We start from the raw sequence: 23658 nt of genomic DNA on the forward strand, positions 1-23658 counted from the left end.
ATACCGCAGAATTTTTGCCGACTTGTTGAGTTTTTTTATACACGGGAGAAAGCATGAGATTAAACCTGGAAGCGCTGCTGATTTTGGACGCGCTGGACCGGCACGGATCTTTCGCCGCCGCGGCCGCCGCACTGTTTAAAACCCCTTCGGCACTGAGCTATATGGTGCAAAAGCTGGAGAACGATCTCGACATCACCCTGCTCGATCGCTCCGGGCATCGGGCGAAGTTCACCGATACCGGCAAGTTGATGCTGGAAAAGGGGCGGGTGCTGCTGCGGGCGGCGCAGGATCTGGAGCAGCAGGCGCGCTATGTCGAAAACGGCTGGGAAAGCGAAATCACGCTCGGGATTGACGCCTCTTTCCCGTTTGCCCGCCTGTTGCCGCTGATCGACGAGTTCTATCGGCAGCATCACCATACCCGGCTGCGTTTCAGCCACGAAGTGCTGGCCGGCTCCTGGGAGTCGCTGGTCTACGGTTGCGCCGACATTATCATCGGCGCCATCTGCGAGCCGCCGTCACGGGTGGGCTATGCGTTCAGCAGGCTGGGGCAGCTGGATTACGTGTTCGCCGTCGCGCCGCAGCATCCGCTGGCGGCATTGCCGGAACCCTTGCCGAAGGACGAAATCCGTCAGCACCGGGCGGTGGTGGTGCGCGACACTTCGCGCGTCAACGCGCCGCAGAGCCTGAATCTGCTGGAAGAGCAGGATACGCTGACGGTCTTCGGTTTCGACGCCAAGCTGCAGGCGCAGCTGGCCGGGCTGGGCTGCGGCTATCTGCCGCGTTCTTTGGCGGAACCTTACCTGAACAGCGGCGAACTGGTGGCGAAACGCGTTGAATCGGAACGCTGCAGCGACATCGCCTATTTCGGTTGGCGGGAAAGCGCCAGCGGCCTGGCGGCCAAATGGTGGCGCGAACGGCTGCAGCGCTACGCGGACGACGGCGAGGCCTACCCGGCGGCGCAGTGAGGGCCGCTCGATAAGGATAAATCCCCCAATAAGGACATCGGGAATGAAAAAGACACTAAGCCTGTTGGCGTTGTTGCTGCTGAGCGGCTGCGGCGCCGGGCGTGAGGCCGGCATACCGTTGCCGCAGGCCCCGGCACTGGCCGCAACGCAGCTCAGTTACCCGGAGCGGGTGCATAACGCGGTGAGCCGCGAGCTGCGCTTGCCGGAACATGCGCACGGTCAGCGTTGTACCCTCGCTATCCGTTTGCAGCCGGACGGCAAGCTGGCGAGCAGCAAGATCGTAAGAGGCGATGCGCCCCTGTGCGCAGCGGCGAGCGCTGCGGTGCAGCGCGCGCAGCTTCCGCCGATGGCCAGCGCTACCGAATACGCGCTGTTCAACGCCGTGGTGCTCGATTTCGTTCCCTGAAGGGATATGACCGACGGGCCGTCTGCGCGGCCAATGCTTGTCAGTTAGCGTTTTTTTGAAGTACTCGTGACGTTTTCGGTCGATAAATGAGAGGTGCATCATGAGGCTCCTGCACCTCGACCGAGCCAGGGGCCGAAAGGCGCGGCCCCTGGCAACCCGCGCCTTTGCCCTATCAGACGGTTGGCTTTGCCAACGTTACTCAGCCCATCCCTGGGCCTCGCCCCTTCGGGGCCGCTGCAAGCAGCGTTCAAATCTGCTCCAGGCAGATTTGTCCTCGCTCCGCCATACCGCATTGAGGCCGGTTGCGACAGGCGTCCCTGCCTGTCTCACCTGAAACCGCCGTCCATGGCGGTTTCGCCTAATGCGCTATGCCTGCGTTCGGCGTCTTCAAGGGCGTCCAATACCGTGCTCATCTCCGATTCGTCTTCTTTGCGATATATGGGTTGCCCGGTAGCTGCCAGCTCGGGTGTTGACCTTTGGCGCGCATCACCGGCTGCCGAGCAAGACAGCGTTGTCAGGGGCAACCGGCCAGGGAAGGCCGGTTGAGGCGAGACTAACAGGGACGTTTGTCGTAGCCGACCCGCCCGACAATGCAGACGCGGCGAGGGCATCCGCACAGCGGACAGACGGTGTTAAGCGAAGGCGCGGGTGGAGGGGCCGCGCCTTCGGCCCCTCCAATTGCCGTTCATTGTAGTAACACAGAAATGCGGAACATTTACGGCAATTCAGGCTACACAAAACACACAAAGATGGGATAAAAAATGCCAGTCAGGTTTAACTGACTGATATTACCGCCTGCGCGGCCCGTTTTTTCGCTTTGCCGCGTACGCAACCCGCTGAATTTTCACTTAGCTTTGCCATTTTCGTTATTTTGAACGTCACTGCGGCTCACCGATACTGGGGGAAAATCCCCAACCGCGAGCCGCAGCATGTCCCACGCCCACTATTTGCACCCTGAACAACGCGACCGGATCCGGCGGCTTCATCGGCGCTGGCACTGGCGGCTGGAGTTGCCCACCTGGGGGATCATGGCGGCGGTGTACGGCGGCTGGTTTGGCGTGGCGCATTATTGGCAGGCGCTGGGCCCGTGGCTTGGCGCGCCGCTGCTGATCCTGCTGACCACCGGGTATATGTCGCTGCAACACGAGCTGATCCACGGCCATCCGACGCGCTGGCCGCGCGTCAATCAGCTGTTCGGCTTGTTGCCGCTGGCGGTGTGGTATCCCTACGGGCTGTATCGGGATTCGCATCTGCGCCACCACCGCAACGACCACCTGACCGATCCGCATGAAGATCCCGAAAGTTACTACTTCAGCGCCGCGCAGTGGCGGCGTTATCCCCGCCTGCTGCCGTTGTTGGCCGCGGTGCGCAATACGCTGATCGGCCGGGTGCTCCTCGGCCCGGCGCTGGATATCGTCACCACGCTGTTCGGCGCAGTGAAGACGCTTGCAGCGGGCGATCTGCGCGCCTGGGCGATGTGGCTGGCGCATCTGTCGCTGTTGGCGGCGCTGCTGCACTGGCTGCAGATGCAGGGCATCGGCGCGGCGTTTTACCTGTTGGCCATCAGCTACCCGGCGCTGGCGCTGACCAAGGTAAGATCGTTTTTTGAGCATCGCGCCGTGGACGCACCGCAGGCACGTTCTATTATTAATGAGGCGGGCTGGCCGTGGCGGCTGCTGTTTCTCAATCTGAACTACCATTTAGTGCATCACGATTTGCCCGGCTTGCCCTGGTATGGCCTGCGCGAAGTCTATCTGGCGGAACGCGAGGCGTATCAGCGCCGCAGCCAGGGATTCGTCGCGCAGGGTTATGGCGAGTGGCTGCGCGATTACGCGCTGACGCCGATTGACGTCGGCGTGCATCCGCTGAGCGCCGGCGAACGGCGGGAGGAACGCGATGTCCTGCCGAAGAAAAAACTTATTGCGCGCTGGAAGCGCGTTTCTCAGGATTTTCCAACCGAACTGGCCCATGAGCCGGAAAACATATAACCAGAGGAAAAGTATGGCAATCACCTTATCACGCGGACGTTCCTTTGCCGTCGCGCTGGCTCTGCTGGCCGTCGGCGGTCTGGCGCAGGCGGCCGACTCGGTGCGCGTCGGCTCCAAGATCGATACCGAAGGTTCGCTGCTCGGCAACATCATCGTGCAGGTGCTGGAAGCCAACGGCATCAAGACCACCAACAAGCTGCAGCTCGGCACCACCAAGGTGCTGCGTGGCGCCATCACTTCCGGCGAGATCGACATCTACCCGGAATACACCGGCAACGGCGCGTTTTTCTTCTCCGATGAGAAGGACCCGGCGTGGAAGAACGCCCAGGCCGGCTTCGAGAAGGTGAAGCAGCTCGACTACGACAAAAACAAAATCGTCTGGCTCGATGCGGCGCCGGCCAACAACACCTGGACCATCGCCATTCGTCAGGACGTGGCGGACGCCAACCATCTCAAAACGCTGGCGGATCTCGGCAAGTGGATCAACGGCGGCGGCAAGTTCAAGCTGGCGGCCTCGGCGGAATTTATCGAGCGGCCGGATGCGCTGCCGGCGTTCCAGAATGCCTACGGCTTCAAGCTGAATCAGGATCAACTGCTGTCCCTGGCCGGCGGCGATACGGCGGTGACCATCAAGGCGGCGGCGGAGCAGACCTCCGGCGTCAACGCGGCGATGGCCTACGGCACCGATGGCCCGGTGGCGGCGCTGGGGCTGCAGACGCTGGCGGATCCGAAAGGCGTACAGCCGATCTACGCGCCGGCGCCGATCGTGCGTGAAGCGGCGCTGAAGGCGCACGCCAATCTGCCTGAGCTGCTGAAGCCGGTGTTCGCCTCGCTGGACGGGCCGACGCTGCAAAAACTCAACGCGCAGATCGCTGTGGAGGGCCAGGACGCCAAACAGGTGGCGGCCGCTTACCTGAAAGAGAAAGGGTTTGTTAAGGGATAATGCCGAGGTGCCCCCTTTGCCGTCGGGAGAGGGGGTAAACCGAGGGAGCCGGAGCGTTTCTTTGACTATCGCCGTAAAACATCGCGTCTTGTTGACGCTGTTCATGCTGTTGCTGCTGGCCGCGTTCGGCCTGCCGTTCCTCAGTTATGCCCCCAATCGCCTGTTGTCGGGCAAAAGCCTCTCCTTGTTCTCCCTGCTGCACGGCCCGGCGCTGTGGCTGCTGTTGCCGCTGGCGGCATTGGCGATCCTCAGCCTGTTGCCGCCGACGCGGGGGCGGGCGCTGCTGGCGGCGTTGGCCGCCTGCGGGGTGCTGACGCTGGCGTTCTGGATCAGCGGGCAGGCCGCCGGGCGTCTGGCGCAGGAGGGATCGCGCCTGGCACGCACTTCCTGGGGCAGCGGCTGCTGGTTGACGATGGCGCTGAGCCTGCTGATCGCCGCCGACGCCATGGCGCGTCTCACCGCGTCGCACCTGCGGCGGATGCTCGGCAACGCGCTGGTGCTGGTGCCGCCGGCGCTGCTGCTGTTCGGCCATCAGCTCGATCAGCTGTCGCTGCTGAAGGAGTACCATAATCGGCAGGAGGTGTTTGACGCCGCGCTGTTGCAGCACCTGACCATTCTGCTGGCGACGATGGCGCCGGCGCTGGCGATCGGTGTGCCGCTCGGGGTGCTGTGTTTTCGTTCCGAGCGCTGGCAGCGGCCGATCTTCTCCGTGTTGAACATTATCCAGACCGTGCCGTCGATCGCGCTGTTCGGCCTGCTGATCGCGCCGCTGGCGGGGTTGGCGGTGGCGGTGCCCTGGCTGGCGGAACACGGCGTCAGCGGTATCGGCATGGCGCCGGCGATCGTGGCGCTGGTGCTGTACGCGCTGTTGCCGCTGGTGCGCAGCGTGGTGGCGGGGCTGCAAAGCGTGCCGGCCGGCGTGATTGAGTCCGCCACCGGCATGGGGCTGACGCGCGGGCAGATCTTCCTGCGCGTGCAGCTGCCGTTGGCGCTGCCGCTGTTCCTGACCGGCGTGCGCATTCTGGCGGTGCAGACCGTCGGCATGGCGGTGGTGGCGGCGCTGATCGGCGCCGGCGGTTTTGGCGCCATCGTATTTCAGGGGCTGCTCAGCAGCGCGCTGGATCTGGTTCTGCTGGGGGTGATCCCGGTGGTCATGATGGCGGTCATCGTCGATTCGCTGTTTAAATTTTGGGTTTCAATCCTGGACGTATCGCGCCGATGATTCACTTTGAGCAAGTCAGCAAAATTTTTCAGGGCAAGCCGGCGGTGGACGATCTCACGCTGCACATCGCCGAGGGCGAATTCACCGTGTTGATCGGCACCTCGGGTTCCGGTAAGTCCACGACGTTAAAAATGATCAATCGCCTGATCGAACACGATCGGGGCAAGATTCTCTTTGCCGGCGAAGAGATCCAGTCGTTCAAACCGCAGGATCTGCGGCGGCGCATGGGCTATGCGATCCAATCGATCGGCCTGTTTCCGCACTGGACGGTGGAGGAGAACATCGCCACCGTGCCGCAGCTGCTGAAATGGCCGCGCGCGCGCATTCGCGATCGGGTGACCGAACTGTTGGAGCTGCTGCATCTGGAGCCGGCTCTGTTTCGCCGCCGCTATCCGCACCAACTGTCCGGCGGGCAGCAGCAGCGGGTGGGGGTGGCGCGCGCACTGGCTGCCGATCCCGAGGTGTTGCTGATGGACGAACCGTTCGGCGCGCTGGATCCGGTCACCCGCGCGGCGCTGCAGGCGGAGATCGCGCGCATCCATCAGCTCTCCGGCCGCACTATCGTGCTGGTGACGCACGACATCGACGAAGCGCTGGGCCTGGCGGATCGTCTGGTGCTGCTCGATCAGGGGCGGGTGGTGCAGCAGGGCACGCCGCTGACGCTGTTGACCGCCCCGGCCAACGATTTCGTGCGTGATTTCTTCGGGCGCAGCGATCGCGGCATCAAGCTGCTGTCGCTGGGGACGGTGGCGGAGCGGGTGCGGCCCGGTGTCGCCGGGGGCGAGCCGATCGCCGCCGCCATGAGCCTGCGCGAGGCGCTGTCGGTGTTCGTGGCGCGCGGAAGCGACTGCCTGCCGGTGGTGGATGAACGGGGCGAAGCGTTGGGGGTGTTGCACTTCAACGATCTGATCGCCGGGCAGGCGCTGTCATGAGCGGGCGCATCGGGCGCCTGCTGCGCGATCCTTTGCCCTGGACGCTGGCGCTGCTGTTGGCGCTGGTGTTCGGCATGGATCATCTGCGCGGCCTGTTCGCCGCCTGGTTCCCCGATCTGGAGCGGCCCATTTATCAGCAGGACAGCTTTATCGCGCTGGTGGGGGCGCACCTGTCGCTGGTGGCGATCTCCAGCCTGATCGCGGTGGCTCTCGGCGTGGCGGCAGGCGTGGCCGTGACCCGACGCAGCGGCCGGGAGTTTCGTTCGCTGGTGGAAACGGTGGTGGCGGTGGGGCAGACCTTCCCGCCGGTGGCGGTGTTGGCGGTGGCGGTGCCGGTGATGGGCTTCAGCGAGCAGCCGGCGATCATCGCGCTGGTGTTGTATGGCTTGCTGCCGATCCTGCAGGGCACGCTGGCGGGCATCGAATCGGTGCCGCCCGCCACGCGCGAGATCGCCCGCGGCGTGGGGATGAGCGCCTGGCAAATTCTGTGGCGGGTTGAACTGCCGCTGGCGGCGCCGGTGATCGTCGCCGGGATCCGCACCTCGGTGATCATCAACATCGGCACGGCGGCCATCGCTTCCACCGTCGGCACCAAGACGCTCGGCTCGCCGATCATTATCGGCCTGAGCGGGTTTAACACCGCCTATGTGATCCAGGGCGCGGCGGTTGTGGCGTTGTTGGCTATTATCACCGATATGCTGTTCGAACGTTGGGTGCGTTATCTCACCGCCTGGCGTCAGCAGACGCTGGCGCCCACTTCGGCGGGGTAAGGGGGAAATGATGCAGGTGTCTCTACCGATGTACGGCGTTGGCCGGGAGCAGGCCGAATCCTTCTGGCAGGTGTTGCGCGACAAGCTGCTGCGGCTGGGGTTGCCGGCGGCGCCGGAACGGCTCAGCTGGCCGGACGATCTGGCGCAGCACTGGCGACGCGAGGATCTCTTGCTCAGCCAAACCTGCGGTTATCCGTTGGTCAGCAGTCTGCCGCAGGTACAGTTGATCGGCACCTATCATTATCGGGTGGAAGGGTGCGACGGGCCGAATTACCGCAGCTGGCTGGTGGTGCGCGCGGACGACCCCGGCGAGCGGCTGGCGGATTTTCGCGGCCGAACGGCGGCGTATAACAGCACCGATTCCCAGTCTGGCTACAACGGCCTGCGCGCGCTGATCGCGCCGCTGGCGCAGGACGGGAAATTCTTCGGTGCGGCTATCGCCTCCGGCGCGCATTATCAGTCGCTGCAGCTGATCCGCAGCGGGCAGGCGGATATCGCCGCCATCGATTCGATCAGCATGGAACTGCTGCGCCGCGCGCAGCCGCAGGCGCTGGAGGGGCTAAAAATCATCGGCCGCACGGCGGCGGTGCCGGGCCTGCCGTTGATCACCGCAGCCGGCACGCCGCCGGAACAGGTGGAAATCCTGCGCGCCGGTGCCCGAGCGATGCTGGATGAGGCGGTCAGCGACCGCCTGCTGATCGGCGATTTCAGCCTGGTGCCGCGTTCGGCCTACCAGATTATCACCGTGCTGGAACAGCAGGCCGCCGCGCAGGGCGTGACGGCGCTCTAGCCGCCGTTACAGCAGGCCGCCGCCGTCGATGTCGATCACGCTGCCGGTGACGAAGCCATTCTCCATCGCCAGCAGATAACCCGCCGCGACGTCGGCCGCCTGCCCGACCCTGCCGACCGGCAGGCTGACGCCAACCCGTTCGAACAGCGCCTGACGCTGTGCGGCGCTCATGCCGTCGTAGGCTTCGGTGGCGGTGATACCGGGGCTGACCACGTTCACCCGCCGCGGCGCCAGCTCCTTCGCCAGCTGTTTGCCGACCGCTTCCAGCGCGGCGTTGATGGCGGTTTTGACCAACTGACCGCCGAGGTATTTGCGCGACAGCTGGCCGGAGGTCAGGGTGATCGAGCCCTGCGGCGCCAGCGTCGGCAGCGCCGCCTGCACCGTGCGCAAACTTCCCCAGAATTTGACGTTGAAGTCGGCCTGCGCCTGTTCAAGGGCGGTCTCCGCCAGCGGCTTCGCGTCCACCAACGGCCCGGCGGTGATCACCAAATGGTCGAAAGCGCCGACGGCGGCGAACAGCGCGCGTAGCGACGCGTCATTGGTCAGATCGGCCTGCATCAGGCGCAGCGCGTCGTTCTTCTCCCCGGCGTGAGAGAGACGACGCGAAGCCAGCACCACTTCAGCGCCACGCGCCGCCGCCGCGTAGGCCACCGCGGCGCCAATGCCGCTGGTGCCGCCCAGGATCACCAGCTTTTGTCGTTTCAGGGGGGAGTCAGGAATCGTCATGTTAAGGCCTCTTTTTAGGTAAGTTTCAACGGGATCTATCTTTCCTGATTGAAAATGAGGAAAAAAGCCCGCCTAATAGCAAACACTTGTAAATTAATATTAATAATTGATTGGGCTAAAAAGAGAGGGAGCAGATGACCTCATTTGTCGATCTCGAGGTGTTTGTCCGCACGGTGGACGGCGGCAGTTTTTCCGCCGCGGCGCGCGCGCTGGATATCACTCCGGCGGCGGCCAGCATTGCGGTGAAAAGGCTGGAGCAGCAGTTGGGCGCGCGGCTGCTGGTGCGCTCCACCCGCAGCCTGAGGTTAACGGAGGAGGGGGCGCGCTATCTCGACAGCGCGCGCCTGGCGCTGGGGGCGTTGGCCGAAGGAGAGCAGGCGATCCGCGAGAAGCATCAGGGGCTGTCCGGAGTGCTGCAGATTTCCGCGCCGTCGGATTTTGGCCGCAATCTGCTGCTCGGCTGGCTGGACGAGTTTCGGCAACAGCATCCCCACATTCAGCTGCAGCTTCTGATCAACGATCGGCAGGCGGATCTGTTCCGCGAACCGGTGGATGTGGCGTTGCGCTTCGGGCCGCTGGCCGACTCTTCGCTGGTGGCGCTGCCGATCCTGCCGCAGCATCGGCGGCTGATCTGCGCCAGCCCGGATTATCTGCGGCGGCATGGCGCGCCGCAAACGCCGGCCGATCTGGTTCGGCACAGCATTCTGGTGTATCAGCCCAGCGGCAAACGGCAGGTGGAATGGCGGCTGTGGCGCGGTGAGGAGCTGGTCGAGCTGCCGCTGAACGGCAGCTATTTTACCGATGACGGTGAGGTGGCGCGGCGCTGGGCGCTGGCCGGGCACGGCGTGGTGCGCAAGTCGGCGATCGACGTGGCGGCGGATATTCGCGCCGGGCGGTTGGTGCAGCTGTTGCCGGAATGGCGCAGCGACGCGGTGCCGATCAATCTGGTCTGCCCGCATCGTTCGCAGGTGTCGGAGCGCGTCAGGCAACTGCAGCGCTTTTTACAGCAGCGCTGCCAGCGCTGGATGGACGATCACTTGGCCTGAAGAGTTTCGATTTGCGCCGGCGTAGCGGCGGTATCCCCGGCAGGCGCGCTTTCTTCGTGCGGGGTGGTGGAACGGGTGTAGATGTTCAGCCCGGCGAGGAATACGCCGCCCAGAGAACCGAAGGCGCACAGGGCGATGACGATGACGAACGCTTTTTTCAGCATAGGAATAATTTCGCAGGTTGCTTGGAACAGCGGGAATTATAGCCCCTTCGCCGGGTGAAACAAGAATCGTTTTTAACGGCGGCCCGCAGACCGCCCTTTGTGATCACCGCCGTTCGCAGTCGATGGCCTGCACGTTGGCCGGGCGGGCGAACAGGTATTTTCCCAGCGTCACCAGCACCACCGCCGCCACGATGATCACCAGCGCCAGCCACTCGCGCGGCGCCAGCGATTCGCCGGCAAAACCGATGCCGAGCAGCACCGCCACCACCGGATTGACGTAGGCGTAACTGGTGGCGACCGCCGGGCGCACGTTCTTCAACAAGAACATATAGGCGCTGATCGCCAGCATCGAACCGAAGACGATCAGATAGCCCAGCGCCAGAAAGCCGCCGGTGCTCGGCATCTGAGTGAGGCGCTCGCCGCTCAGCTGGCTGGCTGCCAATAACACCACGCCGGCGACCAGCATCTCCGCCGCGCCGGCCATCGGCCCGGCCGGCAGCGAGATGCGCGATCCCAACACCGATCCGAAGGCCCAGCTGGCCGAAGCCAGCAAAATCAGCAGCGCGCCGGTCGGGTTGCCCACCAGGTTGTTGCCGGTGTTGAGCAGCACGATGCCCACCAACCCGAGCGCGATGCCGGCCCATTCCAGTTTGGTGTTGCGCATGCCCCACAGCAGGCTGAAGCAGAGGGTGAACAGCGGCACCGTCGCCACCATCACCGCGGCAATGCCGGAGGGCACATGTTGGTGTTCCGCCACCGTCACCAGGCCGTTGCCCACCGCCAGCAGCAGAATGCCGATGGCGCCGGCGGCCAGCCACTGCTTCAGCGTCGGCAGGGCGTGGCCGCGCCAGGCCAGGAAACTGAACAGCACGATACCGGCTGTCAGAAAGCGAATGCCGGCCATCATTAGCGGCGGCCACTGCGCGACACCGAGGCGAATGACGAAATAGGTGGAACCCCAAACGATATATAACGTGAACAACGCCCCGATCAACGGCAGGACGCTACGGCTTTGTTGGCTAAGCATAGGATTGTATTTTGCGGGAATGATTATTATTAGAACGCTCAGTAAACCCGATCGGGCAACCGATAAGCAATGGCCTTCGGCATTATTTTTCCGGCGGCTGAAAGCCGTTCAATGGCCTTGCTGTTTCCACTGCAGCCAGCTGACGGCCGGCAGGTAAATCGACCAGCCGACGGCCAGCAGCAGCAGCATGAACTCGGGCGGCACGCCGGGCAACAAGGCGTCCAGCTTCCAGGACACGGCGTAGGCGAAGGGGCCGACGGCGGCGCCCAACACCGCCAGCGGCCACGGGGCCGCTCTGACCACGTCCAGCAACCAATACCACCAGCAACCGAAGCCGATCCACAGCGCGATGGTCCAGAGCGGCAGGCCGTGTTGCCCGCTGTAGTGCAGCACGCCGCTGTAGCTCCACAGCCCATCCATGCCGATACCGCCCAGGGCGGCCAGGGCCGCGCCTTTGCGGCGGGCGGCGGGAGTAAAGATCAGCGCCAGCGCCGCGCCGGCCAGCAGTATGCCGTTGAGCCGATCGCGAGTCAGCAGCGCCAGCAGCCAGCAAACGCCCAGTCCCAGCGTCGCCAGCCAGAATCCGGCATGCGGCTTCTTCATCGTTCAACTCCCGTGGGGTTACTCTGCCGCTGCGCCAAGCGCCGACGGATTTGCCAGAGCGGGCGCGAGGCCCGCTGTTTGCCTGAATGTTCGTTAGTTCAACCTTAGAAGGGAAGGTGCGGGGTGCACAAGCAGAATAATCTGTACCGGTTGAAAACGTGGGCAAAAACCGGTGTTACAGGCGGGAAATCCGGTAGGCGCAGCGGCGCGAGCCGGCCAGAATGTGTTCGGCGCGCTCCACCTGCGCCTGCAGCACTTCGGTGAAGATGCTTAATTCCGCCCGGCAGAAGCCCTGGCAGACGGTGGCGGCGGCGCAGATCGGGCAGTGGTTTTCCACCAGCAGATAGGAACCGTCCTCCTCCTGGCGCCATTCGGCCATATACCCTTCGCGGCAGCGGATCTCGGTCAGGCGCGCCACGCGTTCGCGCAGCTCGGTGGCGCCGATCATCGCCTGCTTGTAGTTGATGCGGTTTTCCTGCTCGCGGGTCTCGATCAGCACGTCGATCGCTTGTTCGCCCAACTTGTCGCGCACGGTGCGCAGCAGCTGCACCGTCAGATCCGCATGGGTATCGGGAAAGCGCGCGTTCCCGGCAGAGGTCAAATGCCACAGCTGCACCGGGCGGCCCACGCCGCGCGTTTCCGCCACCGCTTCGACCAACCCCTCTTTCGCCAGCTTGACGAACTGCTGGCGGGCCGCCTCACCGGTGGTGCCGAGCACTTTTCCTGCGTCAGAAGCTAGCTGCGGGCCGCGGGTTTTCAATAACGTCAGCAAGCGGTCACTGACCGATTGTGCGGTGCTGCCGCTATTTTCCAAGTTTATTCTTGACATATTTCTCCGCCTCGCCCTAACTTATTCCAAGATAACTCTTGTTAAATTTAACGCAATCTTATGACCAACTCAATGCCATTCCTCTGAAAACAGGACGACAACCGTGATAACCCATGACGACAGCCGCTGGAGCGACCTTTTCTCCGGCAAAAATGCGGCCAGTGCGATCGCGCTTTCGCTCGGCGTGGCGCTGCATGCCATCAATATTCTGGTCGCCACCACCATTCTGCCCTCGGTGGTGCAGGATATCGGCGGGCTGGATCTCTATGCCTGGAACACTACGCTGTTCGTGGTGGCGTCGATCCTCGGCTCCGCGTTGTCTGCCCGCTTGCTCAGCGGTTACGGCGCGCGTAGCGCCTATCTGGTGGCTTCGCTGTTCTTTATCGTCGGGGCGGCGCTGTGCGCGCTGGCACCGAGCATGCCGGTGATGCTGATCGGCCGCACGGTGCAGGGCTTCGGCGGCGGGCTGATCTTTGCGCTCTCCTACGCGATGATCAACCTGGTGTTCGAGCAGCGATTGTGGCCGCGCGCCATGGCGCTTATCTCGGCGATGTGGGGCATCGCCACCCTGGTGGGGCCGGCAGTGGGCGGCATTTTTGCCGAGCTGCACGCCTGGCGTTGGGCCTTCGGCATTCTGCTGCCGATCATGGCGCTGTACGCTGCGTTTACCTTCCTGATCCTGCCCAAAGGCAAGGCGCAGCAGGCGGCCGCGCCGTTGCCGACTGCGCAACTGCTGTTGCTGACCGTGGCGGTGCTGGTGGTGTCCGCCGGCAGCCTGGCGCACAGCGTCTGGATCAATCTGGCGGGCATCGCGCTTTCGCTGGTGCTGATGGCCTGGCTGATGAAGCGCGAGGCGCACGCACGCGCGCGCCTGTTGCCGCATGGCTCGCTGCGGCGCGGCTCATCGCTGGCGGCGCTCTATATTACGGTCTCGTTGCTGGTGATCGGCATGACCAGCGAAATCTTCGTGCCCTATTTCCTGCAGCTGTTGCACGGCCAGTCGCCGCTGATCTCCGGCTATATCGCCGCCACCATGGCCGCCGGTTGGACGTTGTCCGAAATCCTCAGCTCCGGCTGGCGCGGGGCGGGCATTCGCCGGGCGATCGTCAGCGGGCCGCTGTTCGTGCTGGTGGGCCTGCTGGCGCTGGCGATCCTGATGCCGACGCCCTCCGGCGGTGACTGGCAGGCGCTGACGCCGATCGTTATCGCATTGTCGCTGGTAGGGTTCGGCATCGGCTTCGGTTGGCCGCATCTGCTGACGCGCATTTTGCAGGTGGCGCCTGAAGCGGACAAAGATATCGCCGGCGCTTCAATTACCACGGTGCAGCTGTTCGCCACCGCATTCGGCGCGGCGCTGGCCGGGATGATCGCCAATCTGGCGGGGCTGAACGATCCGGGCGGCGCGGCGGGCGCGGCATCGGCGGCGCGTTGGCTGTTCCTGGCGTTCGCGCTGGCGCCGCTGCTGGCGGTATTCAGCGCCTGGCGCTGCGCCGCGATCGCGCCGCCGGTCGCAGAGACGGGCAATTTTGTACAAACTCCGCCCTCGCGCGAGTGCTAGAACGCTTCTCCTCATTCGGCGATGTTTGCGGTGATCCTGGCGTTCTTCCTGCGCGATATTTTTTAAAATCCGCTTGCTATATCTCTAATTTGAGATTATTTCTCTTATATGGGATTTTCAAGCGGAGTGTGAGCGGTGGATAACGGTTTGGAGACTGCCGACCTGAGGTTGGCGCAGCGGCTGGCGGATTTGCGCCAGCAGCGGGCGTGGTCGCTGGAGGAATTGGCGCAGCGCACCGGTCTTAGCCGGGCGACGCTCTCGCGGGTGGAGCGTGCCGAGACCAGCCCGACGGCGTCGTTGCTGAACCGGCTGTGCGCCGCCTACGGGTTGACCATGTCGCGCCTGTTGAGCGAAATCGAAGACGAGCCGCCGGAGCTGCTGCGGCCGCAGCAGCAACCGGTTTGGGTCGATCGCGCCAGCGGTTTTCACCGTCGCTCCGTTTCCCCACCCGCCGCGCTGTATAAGGCCGAGTTTATCGAAGCCCGGCTTGATGCCGGCGCGCAGATCGATTACGACCTGCCGTCGATTCCGGCGCTGGAACATCACCTCTGGTTGCTGTCCGGGCAGTTGGAATTGACCCTGGAAGGGCGCGTTTTCCGGCTGTCGGCCGGCGACTGCCTGCGCTACCGCCTGTTCGGCGCCTCCCGTTTCCATGTCCCCGGCGATGAGCCGGCTCATTACACGCTCGTTATCTGTAGGCCATAGCCATGATTGAATTGCAACAGTGGGATGCCGCTGCGGCGCAAAGCGCCATTGCCGACTTGGCCGAGATGCTGCACGCCAGCGTGGCGCACGGCGCCAGCATCGGTTTTGTCATGCCCTTTACGCAGGAACAGGCGCAGGCATTTTGGCAGGGGGTGCTGCCGGCTCTGGCGCGGGGAGAGCGTGCGATGCTGGTGGCGCTCGCGAACGGCCGACCGGTCGGCACCGTGCAACTGCTGCTGGCGATGCCGGACAACGGCCGCCACCGCGCGGAAGTGGTCAAGCTGATGGTGCACCCGCAGGCGCGGCGGCAGGGCGTTGCCCGGCTGTTGATGCAGGAAGTGCAGGCGCTGGCGGCGCGTCATCGCCGCAGCCTGTTGGTGCTGGACACCCTGAGCGGCAGCGCGGCGCAGGGGCTGTACCGCCAATTGGGGTTCGAGGCGGCGGGCGACATCCCGCAATACGCCCGCGCCAGCGACGGCGGGGCGTTGGAGGCCACCTGCTATATGTACAAACTGCTGTGAGGCTTAGCGCCCGCGCCAGGCCTTGAGCGCCTGTTGGCGCACCTGCAGCTTCTGTTGCGGCGTCAGCTTGTTGTAGTCGCGAGCCAGGCCGCTCTCCCAATCGCCGTACAGCGGGTTGGGCAGCACGATGAATTCGGTGCCGAATTTGTTCTGGTTCTCGCTGACAAACGCCCGGCGCTGCGCATTATCCTGGTGGTAGGTCGCGGCGCCGAAGTCGTTCAGGTTGTCGCCCGCGTACACCACGATGTCATAGCCGGCTTGTTTGATGGCGTCGAAGCGCGCCTGCTTATTGGACGTGTCGGTACTGAGCAAGACGGTTTTTTCCGACATGCCGGTGAAACCGAGCTTCTGCATGTTGGCCACCGTGGCGGCATATTCGCTCTGTTTGCGGTTCGAGACGTAGAACATCGTCCCCTGGTGGGCGTTAACGTAACGGGCGAACGACACTGCCCCCGGCACCGCGCCGGCCTGTTCGGCCTGCGTCCATTGGGCCCAGGTGGCGCTGTCATACGGCTGGCCCTGCTGCGCCTGCCAGGCGGAGTAGGGGCTGTTGTCCAGCATGGTTTCATCCAGATCGACCACCACCGCCTTTTTGCGGCCCGGCGCGGCCCTGGCCCGATCGAAGGCGCGTTGCGCGCTGTTGAACGCTTGGTGGGCCAGCGCCTGGTATTCACCGGACTGTTGGAACCAGTTCACCGCCAGCACCGACTGATCCGCCAGCCGCTGCTGGGCCTGGGCGTCGGTGTGCGGCGGCTGCGCGCAACCGGCCAACGCCAGCAGCGCGACGCCAACCGCCGCGCCGAGGGTGAGTTTCCTTGCCTGTTTTCCTGCCATCGTTATCTCTCCCGGTTTTATTTTTGTGGGCTGTCCAGCAGCATATCCATCTCGAACTGGCGCAGAGGATCCTGCCGCCAGCCAAGATGCGTAAAGAAGGGGGCGGCCACCTCGGGCACAAAAACGTTGGCGGTCAGCGGCAAAGGGGCGAACTGCGCTTGCAGGGCGGCCAGCAAGGCGCGGGCATGCCCCTGGCCGCGGTGCTGCGGCGGCACGTAGATCAGGCGCAGCCAGCAGTGCTCGGCGCCGGGCATCACCACGGCGTAGGCCTGACGATTGAGCGTATAGGCTTGCGGTGTGCCCGGCAGCTTGAACAGCGATTCGGGAGCGATCAACCAGGGCAGATCGGTGGCGCCTTCCGCCGTCAGGCGATGGCTGACGGTCAGCGGATCGACCGCCTGCAGCGCTGCCGTGCCTGGCGGCACTTCCGCCGGCGCCTGATGGCCGGTCAGGGTGCGCACGATGCGCAGCCCGGCGCGGTGGTACAGCGCCAACGCGGCGTCGTTGCCTTCGATCACCTCCAACGACAGCCGCCGATCGCCGCGCTGGCGGGCATCCGCCACCAGCCGCTGCATCAGCGCCTTGCCCAGCCCCTGGCCGCGCATCTCCGGGCGCACGGAAAAGGCCGCCACCCGGCTGTGCCGGCCGCGGCGGGCGATCAGCGCCACCGCCACCGGTTCATGGCGGTGGGTGACGATCAGGCTGTCGTTCAGGCTGAGGTCTTCGGCGCTGAAGCGGGCGGCGAAGGTCGGCCCGTCGAGCACGAAACGCACGATGTAGTTTTCAAAACAGTGGTTGAGGATGTTGGCCAGTTCGTCGCTGCTGTAGCGCAAGGCGTTGTGGTAGTCGAAGCGTCCGTCGTTATGCATGGCTGATTCCGCTCGGGGGAAAGCTATACATGTAGACCCGTTTGTTTTGCAAGGCAAGCGGAGGGATTCGCCGGCGGGGAAAATAAAAACAAAAAAGCCGGACGCAGCCGCCCGGCGAAATAAAACTCTGGGTATCAAGTGACGCTAAAGTTTGCAGTGGTGGTTATTCATTCATCACATCAGAACTGGTAGGTCAGGGCGACAACAACGACGTCGTCGTTTTTCAGACCCAGCTTGTTGTCGTCATCAAGTTGGTTGATTTTATATTCGACATAAGTGGACATGTTTTTGTTGAAGTAATAGGTCGCCGCCACGTCGAAATATTTCACCAGATCGACGTCGCCGATGCCTTCAATATCTTTGCCTTTCTGCTGAACGTAACCCAGCGATGGGCGCAGGCCGAAGTCGAATTGATATTGCGCGACCAATTCAATCCCTTCCGCTTTATTGGCGAAGCCGCTAACGGAGGTCGAGTTATTATTGATGGTAGCGGTGCCGGAAATAGGCGCGATATTGCGGCTCTGCGAATAAGTCGCGGCCAGGTAGACATTGTTGTTGTCGTATTTCAGACCGCCAGCCCAGATATCGGCCTTGTCGCCTTTACCGAAGGTGCCCGCCTTTTGCGTGGCGGTGCGGTTGGAAGAAGCATAGGCGGCGCCCACGCTCAGGCCGTCGATGATTTCATAGCTGGAGGAGAGACCCCAGCCGTCGCCGTTTGCCTTGCTGGCGGAGCGGCCGTCGTTTTCGTTCTTGCCCTGGTACTGCACGGCAAATTTCAGGCCGTCAACCAGACCGAAGAAGTTGTTATTACGGTAGGTGGCGACGCCATTGGTACGGCCGTTCATAAAGTTGTCGGTCTTGATATAAGCATCGTCGCCGAATTCAGGGATCATATCCGTCCAGGCGCCTACGTCGTAAATGATACCGTAGTTGCGACCGTAGTCGAAGGAGCCGAGGTCCTTATATTTCAGACCGGCGAAGCCCAGACGCGTTTTGGTGTCTTTGGTGCCGTCGGATTCAGAATGGTTGGCGGCGATCTGATATTCCCACTGGCCATAGCCGGTCAGCATATCGTTAATCTGAGTCGCGCCTTTAAAGCCGATACGGACGTAAGTTTTATCACCATCATTGCCGGCATCATCAGAGAAATAATGCAGGGCTTTCACACGGCCGTAAAAATCGAGTTTGTTGCCGTCTTTATTGTAGATTTCTGCTGCCTGTGCCGCTTGCGCAAGTAAAAGTGCCGGAATAATAACGGCCAGAAGATTACGTTTCATGGGTTACCCTGCTTTATTCGATTGAAAGACGCTTATCATCAGTTGCATTGCTGTTTTACTGTGCCGCCTGATTGTTGGCGGCGGAGAATTTTTACCGTAGTAATGTGATCTATTTATGACAAAAAATTCATTTTCATGTCGAACGATTAAAAAAGTCGCGCAAAGGGTGAATTTTTTCTTCAGCCGATGGTCTGCGGCTGGTCTACAGTTACCGATACCTTGTTCCGCTGCGGGAGGAATCATGCACGATACTTATACTTTGTTCGGTACGCAGGGCTGCGGTTCGACCATCGTGGCCGCCGCGTTGGCGTTGACTGCTTTCCCCTGGGGCTATGAGGAGGTGGATTACACGCAGGACGGCCCGGAACGCGATCGCCTGTTGGCGCTGAACCCGCTGGGTCAGGTGCCCACCTTAGTGCTGCCCAATGACGAAGTGATGACGGAGAGTGCGGCGATTATCCTGCTGCTGCACGATCGCGCGCCGCATGCCGAGCTGGCGCCGCCCGGCGGTTCGCCGCTGTTGCCGCGTTTTCTGCGCTGGCTGCTGTTCATCAACGCGGAGATTTACCCCACCTTCACCTATGCCGACCATCCGCAGCGCTGGCAGCCGCAGGCGGCAGGGGCGGAACAGCTGAAAAACGCGGTAATGGATTATCGTGAGCGTTTATTGCGGCAGTTGAACGCCGCCGCAGGGGCGTCTGGCCCGTGGTTTCTCGGCAAGAGCTTCAGCGCGTTGGATCTGTACGTGGCGGTAATGTGCAACTGGCGGCCGGGCCGCGCGTGGTTCCGGCAACACTGCCCGCGGCTTTACGCCATTGCCGAACGGGTGGAGCGGCGGCCGGAGCTGAATGCGCTGCTGAGCGCCCATTTCGACGGCGTTGCCTCGCTGGAACCGTGAAATCGCCCCGCCGCCTGGCGGGGAACCCTCCCGTTTTTCTGAACCGAGAGTGCCGAAAATCCCGATTTTCACTCGCCTCGGCGGCGGGTAGCGTAAGGCTATCCGCAACTGACAGGAGAGTGTGATGCCATCAAAATCCCAGGCCGGGCAACAGGCGTTCGGCGAGATCGCCCCCAAGCTGGCGCAGCTCAGCGACAGCGTCTTGTTTGACGATGTCTGGCAGCGGCCAGAGCTGAGCCCGCGCGAGCGCAGCCTGATCACCGTCGCCGCGTTGGTGGCGCTCAACCGCCTGGAGCAACTGCCGTTTCATCTGCAGCTGGCGCAGCGCAACGGTGTCGATCGCCCGCAATTGGCGGAGCTCATCACCCACCTGGCGTTTTACGCCGGCTGGCCCGCGGCGGCGTCGGCCGTGGCGCGCCTGCGCGAGCTGGAACCGGAGGCGCCCCATGCCGTTTAGCCGCATCGCCCTGCATCAGGGCAAGTCCGCCGACTATCTGCAAACCTTGTCCGACAGCCTGCATCAGGCGCTGGTGGAGGCCTTCGAGGTGCCGCCGGCGGACAGGTTTCAGGCGATCGATCAATACCGCCCCGGTGAGCTTATCTACGATCGCGACTATCTCGGCGGGCCGCGCAGCGCGGATTTCGTGCTGTTTTACATCACCGCCGGGCGGCCGCGCGACAGCGACACCAAGCGGCGCTTCTACGGGCGGCTGGCGGCGCTGCTGGCGGAAAACCTGCGGCTGAACCCCGAGGATGTGATGGTGGTGATCGCCACCACCCAGTTGGACGAGTGGTCATTCGGCGGCGGGCGCGCCTCAATGATCGATCCGCAGACGTAACTCGGGCTGACGTCGTCGGCGGTCTGTGGGACAATAGCGCCATCATTTCGTTTAGATAAGAGTTGAATGGCGCTCTCCTCCGCAGTTAAAGATCAGATTGGCCAGTGGTACAAAGCCCTGCAGCAGCAAATACCGGATTTTATTTCCCGCGCGCCCCAGCGCCAGATGATCGCCGAGGTGGCCAAGACGCTGGCCGGCGACTACCCGCGCCATCTGGCGATCGAGGCGCCGACCGGCGTCGGCAAAACGCTGTCTTACCTGATCCCGGGCATCGCCGTCGGGCGGGCGGAGAGCAAGCCGCTGGTGGTGAGCACCGCCAACGTGGCGCTGCAGGATCAGATTTACAGCAAGGATTTGCCGCTGCTGAAGAAGATTATCCCCGATCTGAAATTTACCGGCGCCTTTGGCCGCGGGCGTTACGTCTGCCCGCGCAACCTGGCGGCGATGAGCACCGACGTCAGTCAACAGGGCGATCTGACGCTGTTCCTCGACGACGAGCTGGCGCCGTCCAGCGGCGAAGAGCAGGCGCTGTGCCAGAAACTGACCAAGGCGCTGGCCCGCTTTGAGTGGGATGGGCTGCGCGATCACTATCAGCAGAGCATCGACGATCCGCTGTGGGCCAAGCTGAGCACCGACAAGGCCAACTGCCTGGGGCGCAACTGTCACTACATTCGCGAATGCCCGTTCTATATCGCCCGCAAAGAGATCGAGAGCGCCGACGTGGTGGTGGCCAACCACGCGCTGGTGATGGCGGCGCTGGAGACGGAATCGGTGCTGCCGAACCCGAAAGAGTTGCTGCTGGTGCTGGACGAAGGCCACCATTTGCCGGAGGTGGCGCGCGACGCGCTGGAGATCGACGGCGAAATCACTGCGCTGTCGACCAACCTGCAGCTGGACATGATCGTGCGCCAGGTCGAACAGTGCATGACGCAGTACCGGCCGAAGAATCCGCCGGGGCTGGCCAACAGCGAACGGCTGAAAAACCATTGCGAGGAGCTGCGCGAACTGGTGCAGATCTTCGAGCATCAGGTCAGCGCCTACCTGCCCGGCGACAGCGTGGCCGCCGAGCACCGTTTTGAAATGGGCGAGCTGCCGGCGGAGATGGTGGAGAGTTGCGCGCGGCTGTTTAAACTGACCGATGCATTGCGCGGGCTGGCGGAGTTCGTGCTTAACGATCTTACTGAGCAGACCGGCAAGCACGACATCATGCGCCTGCACCGCGCCATCCTGCAGATGAGCCGCACGCTGGGCTATCTGGAAGCGATGAGCAAGCTGTGGCGGCTGGCGGCGCTCGACAAGTCGTCCAACGCGCCGATCTCCAAATGGGTCACGCGCGAACTGCGCGATAACGTCACCCATCTGTATTTGCACTGCGTCGGCATCCGCGTCAGCGATCAGCTGGAGAAGCTGCTGTGGCGCAAGGTGCCGCACGTGGTGGTCACCTCGGCCACGCTGCGTTCACTGAACAGCTTCGCGCGTTTGCAGGAGATGAGCGGGCTGAGCGAGAAGGCCGGCGATCGCTTCGAAACGCTCTCTTCGCCGTTCAATCACGTCGAACAGGGCAAGATTGTTATTCCGCAGATGCGCTATGAACCGGCGCTCGCCAATGAGGCGGAGCACCTCGAGGAGATGGCGCGGTTTTTCCGCGCCGAGCAGGCGAGCGGCAAGCACAAAGGCATGCTGATCCTGTTCAGCAGCCATCGGGCGATGCAGACTTTCCTCAGCTACGTGACCGATCTGCGGCTGATGCTGCTGGTGCAGGGTGACCAGCCGCGCTACCGGCTGGTGGAAGAGCACCGCAAGCGGGTGGGGAAGGGCGTCGCCAGCGTGCTGGTGGGGCTGCAATCGTTCGCCGAAGGGCTGGATTTGAAAGGCGAACTGTTGACCCAGGTGCATATTCACAAAATCGCGTTCCCGCCGATCGACAGCCCGGTGATCATCACCGAAGGCGAGTGGCTGAAATCGCTGAAGCGCTATCCGTTCGAAGTGCAGAGCCTGCCGAGCGCCTCGTTCAATCTGATCCAGCAGGTCGGCCGTCTGATCCGCAGCAACCAATGCTACGGCGAGATCGTGATCTACGATCGCCGGTTGCTGACCAAAAATTACGGTTCGCGGCTGTTGGCGTCGCTACCGGTGTTCCCGATCGAGCAACGCGCGGTGCCGGAGGCCGACAAGGCGCATCTGGCGGCGCTGAAATCCGCCGCCGACGCGGCCAAAAAAGAGAAGAAGCGCGGCAACCCGTTCGCCCGCAAGCGGCGGCGTTAATCAAAGCAGCGGCGGCAGGCGGCGCTTGACCGGCGTGGTTTTCACGATCGAGGTGTTGCTCTGCGCATGCTCGGCCAGCCGATCGAGGGTGTGGTCGAGCTGTTCCATCGAGTGCGCCACCAGCCGCACGATAAAGCAGTCTTCGCCGGTCACCTTATCGCATTCGACCACTTCCGGGATCGCCTGAATCAGCTGCTCGACCTTCTTCAGCATGCCCGGCAGCGGCTTGATGCGCACCAGCGACTCGAAGGCGTAGCCCACCGCCTGCAGATTGACGTTCAGGGTATAGCCCTGGATCACGCCGCTTTCCTCCAGCCGCCGCAGTCTTTCCGACGTGCTCGGCGACGACAGGCCCACCTGCGCGCTCAGCGTCTTCAACGATGCGCGCGCATCGTCCGCCAGAATGGTCAGGATTTGGCGATCGATATCATCCATAACGCCTCCGTTAGGTATTTTATTTATTATAGCTGCGAGAAAAAGGCAGTTAAGCATATCTGCCTTTTTTATGCTATGGAAAGCCGCCCAGCGAAGCCGCAAGCTATGTCTCTGGGCAAGCTTCGAGGAACGCAGAATGAATGCAGAGATAAAACGCGGATCGCTGGAGATGGCGGCGGCGATGTTGATTTCCGGCTCCATCGGCTGGTTTGTGTTGATGTCCGGCCAGCCGGTTATCAACGTGGTGTTTTGGCGCTGCGCGGTAGGCGCGCTGGTGCTGCTGGCGGTGTGCGGCGTATTGGGGCAGCTGCGGCGCGATGCGCTGACGCGCGCCACGCTGCTGCTGGCGATCGCCGGCGGCGTCGCGCTGGTGATCAACTGGCTGCTGCTGTTCGCCGCCTATTCCTATGCGTCTATCTCCATCGCCACCGCGGTGTACAATACCCAGCCGTTTATGCTGGTGGGGCTGGGGGCGCTGTTTCTGGGGGAACGGCTGACCGCCCGCAAGCTGCTGTGGCTGGGGCTGGCGTTCGGCGGCATGATGCTGGTGGTGCTGGCGCAGCCGCGGCAGGCGGGGGAGCAGAGTCATTATCTGGCGGGCATCGCGCTGGCGCTCGGCGCGGCGTTTTTCTACGCCCTGATGGCGCTGGCGGCCAAGCGGCTGAAGGGCACGCCGCCGCATCTTATTGCGCTGATCCAGGTGACGGTGGGGGCGGTGATGCTGTTGCCGCTGGTGGATTTCCACGTTTCGGCCAGCGTGGGGCAGTGGGGGATGCTGGCGACGCTCGGCGTGCTGCACACCGGCCTGATGTACGTGTTGATGTACGGCGCCCTGCAGAAGCTGCCCACCAATCTGATCGGCTCGCTGTCGTTCATCTACCCGATCGCCGCTATGCTGGTGGATCGCCTGGCGTTTGGCCACCGGCTGTCTGTGTGGCAGCTGCTGGGCGCGGCGATCATCCTGCTGGCGGCGGCGGGCATGAACCTGCTGGGCGAGCGGCGAGCGCGGCTGCTGCCGGCCTCGGACGGCCGGCGCGCCGGCTGAT

General features: G+C 63.2%; 26 protein-coding genes. 17 read left to right on the forward strand and 9 right to left on the reverse strand.

Annotated features, from left to right (window positions below):
- The first annotated feature begins 53 nt into the window (after positions 1-53).
- From AC2CGI_RS08070 to AC2CGI_RS08105, 8 genes are all read left to right on the forward strand, one after another.
- Entirely contained in the window at positions 54-965 is a 912-nt protein-coding gene (locus tag AC2CGI_RS08070) for a LysR substrate-binding domain-containing protein (protein ID WP_004939387.1), read from the forward strand.
- A 43-nt stretch (positions 966-1008) separates the two neighbouring features.
- Positions 1009-1371, forward strand: coding sequence for a cell envelope integrity TolA C-terminal domain-containing protein (locus tag AC2CGI_RS08075; RefSeq protein ID WP_075684837.1), 363 nt, complete (start codon positions 1009-1011; stop codon positions 1369-1371).
- A 929-nt stretch (positions 1372-2300) separates the two neighbouring features.
- Complete coding sequence (locus AC2CGI_RS08080; protein WP_031299703.1) at positions 2301-3359, forward strand: fatty acid desaturase; 1059 nt, start codon at positions 2301-2303, stop codon at positions 3357-3359.
- A gap of 13 nt (positions 3360-3372) precedes the next feature.
- The gene (gene osmF, locus AC2CGI_RS08085) at positions 3373-4302 is read left to right on the forward strand and encodes a glycine betaine ABC transporter substrate-binding protein OsmF (RefSeq protein WP_004939374.1); all 930 of its coding nucleotides are present in this window, start codon (positions 3373-3375) and stop codon (positions 4300-4302) included.
- A gap of 61 nt (positions 4303-4363) precedes the next feature.
- Positions 4364-5524 (forward strand): ABC transporter permease, encoded by a 1161-nt coding sequence (locus tag AC2CGI_RS08090; protein WP_015377121.1) that lies wholly within the window; start codon positions 4364-4366, stop codon positions 5522-5524.
- Positions 5521-6456, forward strand: a complete 936-nt coding sequence (locus AC2CGI_RS08095) for an ABC transporter ATP-binding protein (protein WP_015377122.1) — start codon at positions 5521-5523, stop codon at positions 6454-6456. The genes AC2CGI_RS08090 and AC2CGI_RS08095 overlap by 4 nt, the downstream gene beginning before the upstream one ends.
- Complete coding sequence (locus AC2CGI_RS08100; protein ID WP_044031664.1) at positions 6453-7226, forward strand: ABC transporter permease; 774 nt, start codon at positions 6453-6455, stop codon at positions 7224-7226. The genes AC2CGI_RS08095 and AC2CGI_RS08100 overlap by 4 nt, the downstream gene beginning before the upstream one ends.
- A gap of 28 nt (positions 7227-7254) precedes the next feature.
- Positions 7255-8016, forward strand: a complete 762-nt coding sequence (locus AC2CGI_RS08105) for a phosphate/phosphite/phosphonate ABC transporter substrate-binding protein (protein ID WP_021503932.1) — start codon at positions 7255-7257, stop codon at positions 8014-8016.
- 6 nt (positions 8017-8022) lie between these two features.
- Here the strand turns inward: AC2CGI_RS08105 and AC2CGI_RS08110 are convergent, their stop codons facing one another.
- On the reverse strand, positions 8023-8742 hold the full coding sequence (locus AC2CGI_RS08110; RefSeq protein ID WP_076740437.1) for an SDR family oxidoreductase: 720 nt from the start codon (positions 8740-8742) through the stop codon (positions 8023-8025).
- Between the two features lie 134 nt (positions 8743-8876).
- Between AC2CGI_RS08110 and AC2CGI_RS08115 the strand changes: the two genes are divergently transcribed.
- Complete coding sequence (locus tag AC2CGI_RS08115) at positions 8877-9788, forward strand: LysR family transcriptional regulator (protein WP_015377126.1); 912 nt, start codon at positions 8877-8879, stop codon at positions 9786-9788.
- Here AC2CGI_RS08115 and AC2CGI_RS08120 read toward each other — a convergent pair.
- The 4 genes from AC2CGI_RS08120 to AC2CGI_RS08135 form a co-directional block, all read right to left on the reverse strand.
- Positions 9776-9952 carry a hypothetical protein gene (locus tag AC2CGI_RS08120; RefSeq protein WP_165385137.1) on the reverse strand — a complete coding sequence of 59 codons (177 nt, stop codon included), beginning with the start codon at positions 9950-9952 and terminating at the stop codon, positions 9776-9778. The genes AC2CGI_RS08115 and AC2CGI_RS08120 overlap by 13 nt on opposite strands.
- Positions 9953-10055: 103 nt before the next feature.
- Positions 10056-10979, reverse strand: a complete 924-nt coding sequence (yedA, locus tag AC2CGI_RS08125) for a drug/metabolite exporter YedA (RefSeq protein WP_015377127.1) — start codon at positions 10977-10979, stop codon at positions 10056-10058.
- Positions 10980-11087: 108 nt separating this feature from the next.
- Entirely contained in the window at positions 11088-11582 is a 495-nt protein-coding gene (locus AC2CGI_RS08130) for a DUF2878 domain-containing protein (RefSeq protein ID WP_015377128.1), read from the reverse strand.
- A 175-nt stretch (positions 11583-11757) separates the two neighbouring features.
- Positions 11758-12411, reverse strand: a complete 654-nt coding sequence (locus AC2CGI_RS08135; protein ID WP_015377129.1) for a helix-turn-helix transcriptional regulator — start codon at positions 12409-12411, stop codon at positions 11758-11760.
- A 103-nt stretch (positions 12412-12514) separates the two neighbouring features.
- Here AC2CGI_RS08135 and AC2CGI_RS08140 point away from each other — a divergent pair, with 103 nt between their 5' ends.
- The 3 genes from AC2CGI_RS08140 to AC2CGI_RS08150 all read left to right on the forward strand — a co-directional run bounded on the left by AC2CGI_RS08140 (position 12515) and on the right by AC2CGI_RS08150 (position 15195).
- Entirely contained in the window at positions 12515-13969 is a 1455-nt protein-coding gene (locus tag AC2CGI_RS08140; RefSeq protein WP_021503927.1) for an MFS transporter, read from the forward strand.
- Positions 13970-14104: 135 nt separating this feature from the next.
- Positions 14105-14674: a helix-turn-helix domain-containing protein gene (locus AC2CGI_RS08145; protein ID WP_015377131.1), complete on the forward strand. Its 570-nt coding sequence runs from the start codon at positions 14105-14107 to the stop codon at positions 14672-14674.
- A gap of 2 nt (positions 14675-14676) precedes the next feature.
- Positions 14677-15195: a GNAT family N-acetyltransferase gene (locus AC2CGI_RS08150; protein ID WP_004939331.1), complete on the forward strand. Its 519-nt coding sequence runs from the start codon at positions 14677-14679 to the stop codon at positions 15193-15195.
- Between the two features lie 3 nt (positions 15196-15198).
- Here AC2CGI_RS08150 and AC2CGI_RS08155 read toward each other — a convergent pair whose 3' ends face one another.
- The 3 genes from AC2CGI_RS08155 to ompC all read right to left on the reverse strand — a co-directional run bounded on the left by AC2CGI_RS08155 (position 15199) and on the right by ompC (position 18175).
- The gene (locus AC2CGI_RS08155) at positions 15199-16029 is read right to left on the reverse strand and encodes a 5'-nucleotidase, lipoprotein e(P4) family (protein ID WP_076740436.1); all 831 of its coding nucleotides are present in this window, start codon (positions 16027-16029) and stop codon (positions 15199-15201) included.
- Between the two features lie 17 nt (positions 16030-16046).
- Positions 16047-16898: a GNAT family N-acetyltransferase gene (locus tag AC2CGI_RS08160; RefSeq protein WP_021503925.1), complete on the reverse strand. Its 852-nt coding sequence runs from the start codon at positions 16896-16898 to the stop codon at positions 16047-16049.
- Between the two features lie 179 nt (positions 16899-17077).
- Positions 17078-18175, reverse strand: a complete 1098-nt coding sequence (gene ompC / locus AC2CGI_RS08165; RefSeq protein WP_004939326.1) for a porin OmpC — start codon at positions 18173-18175, stop codon at positions 17078-17080.
- A 241-nt stretch (positions 18176-18416) separates the two neighbouring features.
- Here ompC and AC2CGI_RS08170 point away from each other — a divergent pair, with 241 nt between their 5' ends.
- The 4 genes from AC2CGI_RS08170 to dinG all read left to right on the forward strand — a co-directional run bounded on the left by AC2CGI_RS08170 (position 18417) and on the right by dinG (position 22177).
- Entirely contained in the window at positions 18417-19073 is a 657-nt protein-coding gene (locus AC2CGI_RS08170; RefSeq protein WP_015377134.1) for a glutathione S-transferase family protein, read from the forward strand.
- A gap of 124 nt (positions 19074-19197) precedes the next feature.
- On the forward strand, positions 19198-19530 hold the full coding sequence (locus tag AC2CGI_RS08175) for a carboxymuconolactone decarboxylase family protein (protein WP_015377135.1): 333 nt from the start codon (positions 19198-19200) through the stop codon (positions 19528-19530).
- Positions 19520-19912, forward strand: coding sequence for a tautomerase family protein (locus AC2CGI_RS08180; protein WP_015377136.1), 393 nt, complete (start codon positions 19520-19522; stop codon positions 19910-19912). The genes AC2CGI_RS08175 and AC2CGI_RS08180 overlap by 11 nt, the downstream gene beginning before the upstream one ends.
- A gap of 66 nt (positions 19913-19978) precedes the next feature.
- The gene (gene dinG, locus AC2CGI_RS08185; protein ID WP_076740435.1) at positions 19979-22177 is read left to right on the forward strand and encodes an ATP-dependent DNA helicase DinG; all 2199 of its coding nucleotides are present in this window, start codon (positions 19979-19981) and stop codon (positions 22175-22177) included.
- On the opposite strand, the gene AC2CGI_RS08190 is transcribed toward dinG, so the two are convergent.
- Positions 22178-22612, reverse strand: a complete 435-nt coding sequence (locus AC2CGI_RS08190; RefSeq protein WP_004939311.1) for an Lrp/AsnC family transcriptional regulator — start codon at positions 22610-22612, stop codon at positions 22178-22180.
- A gap of 136 nt (positions 22613-22748) precedes the next feature.
- On the opposite strand from AC2CGI_RS08190, the gene AC2CGI_RS08195 reads away from it, so the two are divergent.
- Complete coding sequence (locus AC2CGI_RS08195; RefSeq protein WP_004939309.1) at positions 22749-23657, forward strand: DMT family transporter; 909 nt, start codon at positions 22749-22751, stop codon at positions 23655-23657.
- Position 23658 lies beyond the last annotated feature (1 nt).

The sequence above is a fragment of the Serratia sp. LSHTC3 genome, assembly GCF_057197125.1.